Origin of the sequence: Streptomyces sp. NPDC021749, from assembly GCF_040640655.1 — a bacterium.
Lineage (GTDB): Bacteria > Actinomycetota > Actinomycetes > Streptomycetales > Streptomycetaceae > Streptomyces.
This window is the reverse complement of sequence record NZ_JBFACE010000095.1, coordinates 1-3789: the sequence shown is the minus strand read 5'-3', so window position 1 is coordinate 3789 and position 3789 is coordinate 1. Positions and strand designations below refer to the sequence as shown.

The following is a 3789-nucleotide window of genomic DNA, read 5'->3' as shown; positions in this document are numbered from 1 at the left end:
CCGCGTGGACTCCACCGCGCAGCCGATGCGCTTCACGATGGGCTCTACTCTCCGCCCGGTGCGCCAAGTGTCGTCCACTCCCACCCGGTGGAACGCACCGCAACGCCAGAGCGCGCGGCATCGCCCGCACCTCGCATCTCCCTCACGCACGGTGATGATGCACGGCGCGCTGGGAGGGAGAGATCTCCCCTCCGCCACCACGCATCGGATGCCCAGCGCGGGCCGTCTCCCCAGTGGTAGCGGACGGTGTCAAGGGGAAACGTCGAAAGATCGCGGGAAAGTCATGGCTGGACGAGTTCTGGCACACCCAGCCCGTGCCGAAGGGCTTCAACCGGCACGCCACTTCCCACGCGGCCAGCGTCGTCCAGTACACCACTGCGAACGCGGTGACCGCGCTCATGCTCGCCGTCAGCGTCCTGCGCGAGATCGACGATCGGGGCTACCACGTACAGATCCGCGCCTGACGCGACGGGCTGCGGTGGGAGGTCCACCCAGCCTTCTCCGCGGCGCCACGGCGACGGGCGGTTCGTGCCGCAAGCATCGTCGACGAGCGGTGTGGTCGACGCCGTACCCGCAGCGTCGACCACAACCCGCAGAACATCACCGTCTGGCGCGGCCAGTACTGGCTGATCGACGCCAGCGGCATCTGACCAACCAAACCGCCGTGCTCAACAGTGTGGCCCCAACCGGTTCGCCCGGTCGGGGCCACGTGTGTTCGCGGGGGACTTGAAGACCCCTTCAACGACGGAGCCGGGTACAGGACAACGGGCCACGCGAGCGCCAGAGGCCCGCTCACCGAGTCCTGGGCCCGTCGAAGCCCGGGATTTCTGCTGCCTCAGTCCGCCGTGGATGCGCGCAGGATGCCTCCGCCTGGCCAAGGGTTTGACGCACGCCTTCCACACCACCGCGCTGGAAGCGAAACGTCGGCCGCGGCGCCGGGCCGCCCGCACGGCTCCACGGACGGCTCACCCCTCCCCCTCTACAGCAGCCCGAAGGCGAAGCCGAAACCGGCGATGGTGACGGCGAGGCCGATGACTAAGATGACTGGCCCGATCACATAGTTGCCCCAGCTCTTGTGGCCCTTGACGCGCAAGAGGGCGATGGTCACGGCGACGCCGGTAGCGACAACCAGGCAGCCAGCGATCCCCAGGAGCGCCAGGAAGAAGGGGGACCAGCCGGGATCTGGATGGTTGGGGTCGATGTGTATGACTGTTGCCAGGGTCACGCCGCCGGGCTCACCGGTCACGGGTCACTCGTCCCCCTTCTGTGCTTCCTTGGCCAAGTTCTGCGCATCCGACTCGATCCCGGAGCCCGCTTCGTAGATCGCCGTGTTGAGGCCGGTGCCGAAGCCGTTCCGGTATGCCGCGTCCTTGTACCTGTCCTCTTCACGGACGTGCTCGCCGCCGAGGTGATGTCCCTCCATCTTGCCGAGGAAGTGATCACCGGCGCGGTTACCAAGAGCTCCGGTGACTGCGTTCGTTCCCGCATCCCATGCGATGGTCTCGCCGTTCTTTCCGTCCCACCCATCGACGGTGAGACCGCCAGCGATGTTGCCGAGCGCACCGTTGGCTGCGTTGCCGGCCCGGCCCTCGCCGCTGAGCACCTTGCCGAACGCCCCCGTGAGGTGGGCACCCTGCGCCAGTGAGGCTCCGCCCGCCGTGAACACGGCCGTGCCCAGGGCGGCCTTGCCGCCGGCAGCGAAGTCTTCGCCCACCGTTATCGGCTGACCGTTGAGTGCCTGGTTGAGCATCAAGCTTCCCGAGTCAGCGACGAAGTTCGTGGCGAAGCTCTCCGCGCCCTTCGTGAGGAACTTGGCGCTGAACCTGGCCACCGCGGTGAGCACCTTCTCCAGTGTCGCCGCAGTTTCGGCGCCGAGCCCCGCGAAGCGCTCCAGCAGTGCCGCCACCTTCTCCGCCGCCGAGGTGAACAGCTTGACCAGGTTCACGATCTTGGCGACCTTCTCGGCCACGGCCGCGTTGGCGACGAGATCGGAGACGAAGCCGGTGAAGACGGACAGCGCAGCACCGAGCACCTCCATCTCCGCTATCTGAACGCAGATATCGATGATCTCTTCGTTGATCTTGTCGATCTCGTCGGCGAAGTCCCGTAGTCCATCGGCAACGTGATGGAAGTTCTTCGCGACATCGGTGATGGTCTTCTTCTGGTCCTGCCAGTGCTTCTCGAAGGCGTCACGGGCGGCGCCGTGCCAACCTTGTTTGTCGACGCCGTCGACGGCGGCGTCGAGGGCCCGAACCGTATTGGTTAACGCGGTCCCCATGGAGTCCCAGCCATGGGCGATCGAGCGGAGCGTGCCGCCGTCGCCGCCGGGCAGTTCCACGCCGAATGCTTCGAGGATCTCCAGGACCTTGCCGTCTATCCAGCTGTTGATGCTCACGTCACGCCCCCTGTTGCCGGGTCACGGAGTGCAGGTGGCCGATGGCGACCTGGTCCGCCTCCTGGTAGTGGGACGCATTGATCCGCAGCCGGTCGGCGTCGCTGGAGAGCACATCGGGAAGGTGCCCCAGCGCCTTGGTGGTGCTACTCATCAGTTTGCGGTACTTGTCCGCCGCGCCGTCGCAGGCACCGAGGATGCCGAAAGCCTCGCCGATCTCCATCGATGTTGCCACGAACTCATTGATCGGCTTGGTCAGCGCATTCGCCTCCCGATCGAATGTCCCTGCCAGATCCGTCAGTGTCGACGGGTCAACCCCGAACTGCCCGCTCATCCCTCTCCCCCTGTTCGAATGCACACAAGTGTTCAGTCGTACGACGGGGGCGGCAGTCAGGAAAGGATCTTAACGAGTCCGGAACGCCGGTTTGGAGGGCGATTTACCTTCGTGGTCCTACCCGAACCGGGACATGACCAAAGTCAAACGTGATCGTTTATCGAACGCGGTTCACGACTCCGGCCACACCGGGCGCCGAGGGAGCGGGGCTCAGAGCAACGGCAATGCGTACACCTCGTAGGCCATGGCGGTTCCGTCCTCGGCGGGCCGGTTGGATGTGCCGGTGTGGGTGAACCCGGCTTTGGCTAGGACGCGGCCGGAGGCTGGGTTGGCGGGATGGTGCATGGCCTCCAGGCGTTCGAGGCCGGCGGTGGTGAAGGCGAACTGGACGACGTGCCTGGTGGCTTCGGTTGCGTAGCAGTTGCCCCAGGTGTCCTCGCGGAGGATGTAGCTGAGGGTGCCCATGGACGGGGTTCGTCGCCGCAGCGCGATCAGGCCGATCATCTCGTCGGTGTCGACGATGGCCCAGCTCCACTGCGCGCGCGGTGTCTCGGCGGCTCTGGCGAGGGCCGTTTGGACCTTCTGCTGCGCCTGGGCGAGGGTGAGTTCCTGGCCGGTGGTGTGTCGGACGGAGGCGCCACTGTAGATGCGGGTGAGGGCCTTGGCGTCGTTGAGGGCCAGGGCGCGGAGGGTCACCATGCGGCGGTCAGCTCCTTTGCGGTGAGCCGGGCGGCGGGGTCGGGTGCCAGGCACGCGGTGACGGCGTCCTCGAACTCGGGGAACGGCCATGGCCGCATGTCGCGCAGCGCGGTGGTGGTGCCCTTGGCGATCACGGCCAGCTTCTCCAGCCGGTCGGTGGCGTCGTCGTAGGCGACGGGGCGGTGGCCGGTCCAGCACCAGATCAGGGAGGCGCCCAGGCTCCAGATGTCCGCGGCTAGGGCGCGTATCGAGTCGTGATCAATCTGTGGGATGTGCCTTCGTGGCACGGCCTGGTCCGGTAGACCGTCGTATGTGACGCGAGTGCAACTGACCGACCCTGAGTGGGAGTTCATCGAGCCGTACC

General features: G+C 66.5%; 5 protein-coding genes and 1 pseudogene. 1 reads left to right on the top strand and 5 read right to left on the bottom strand.

Annotated elements, in window-relative coordinates; translation table 11 throughout:
- Positions 1–314: 314 nt before the first annotated feature.
- Positions 315–464 (top strand): hypothetical protein, encoded by a 150-nt coding sequence (locus AB0G35_RS37175; protein WP_360959194.1) that lies wholly within the window; start codon positions 315–317, stop codon positions 462–464.
- 515 nt (positions 465–979) lie between these two features.
- Here the strand turns inward: AB0G35_RS37175 and AB0G35_RS37170 are convergent.
- The 5 genes and pseudogenes from AB0G35_RS37170 to AB0G35_RS37150 all read right to left on the bottom strand — a co-directional run.
- Positions 980–1246: a hypothetical protein gene (locus AB0G35_RS37170; protein ID WP_360959192.1), complete on the bottom strand. Its 267-nt coding sequence runs from the start codon at positions 1244–1246 to the stop codon at positions 980–982.
- Positions 1247–1249: 3 nt separating this feature from the next.
- A complete protein-coding gene (locus AB0G35_RS37165) occupies positions 1250–2395 on the bottom strand; it encodes a WXG100 family type VII secretion target (RefSeq protein WP_360959189.1) in 1146 nt (381 codons plus the stop codon).
- A gap of 1 nt (position 2396) precedes the next feature.
- Positions 2397–2726, bottom strand: coding sequence for a type VII secretion target (locus AB0G35_RS37160; protein WP_360959187.1), 330 nt, complete (start codon positions 2724–2726; stop codon positions 2397–2399).
- A gap of 210 nt (positions 2727–2936) precedes the next feature.
- Positions 2937–3425 (bottom strand): GNAT family N-acetyltransferase, encoded by a 489-nt coding sequence (locus tag AB0G35_RS37155; RefSeq protein WP_360959184.1) that lies wholly within the window; start codon positions 3423–3425, stop codon positions 2937–2939.
- Positions 3419–3789, bottom strand: a pseudogene (locus tag AB0G35_RS37150) (hypothetical protein); the annotation flags it as partial. The pseudogene AB0G35_RS37150 and the gene AB0G35_RS37155, both read right to left, overlap by 7 nt.